Annotated in this window: 1 protein-coding gene; it reads left to right on the forward strand. The window is 54.3% G+C overall.

Annotated features, from left to right (window positions below; all coding sequences use genetic code 11):
- Window positions 1-252, forward strand: a 252-nt coding sequence (locus PZC42_RS20925; RefSeq protein ID WP_277214024.1) for a DUF5118 domain-containing protein, incomplete at its 5' end; no start/stop codon positions are given.
- Window positions 253-280 lie beyond the last annotated feature (28 nt).

Below are 280 nucleotides of genomic sequence, written 5' to 3' on the forward strand. Positions count from 1 at the left end.
GACACGACCTTGCCGACCATTGCCGAGAAAACCAGCGGTTTCGAAAAGCATGAGGGCTTCTTCGACTATTACTGGGACGTACGCAGCGGCAAGATTTGGCTGGAGATAGATCGCTGGCAGGACGAATTTCTCTATGTGCACTCACTGTCGACCGGCGTTGGATCCAATGTCATCGGTCTGGACCGTGGCCAACTCGGTCGTACCCGCTTGGTGCGCTTCGAGCGCATTGGTCCTCGCGTTTTGCTGATTTAATCCAACACTAGATTTCGTGCCACAAGCG

Origin of the sequence: Isoptericola croceus (assembly GCF_029382255.1) — a bacterium.
Lineage (GTDB): Bacteria > Actinomycetota > Actinomycetes > Actinomycetales > Cellulomonadaceae > Isoptericola > Isoptericola croceus.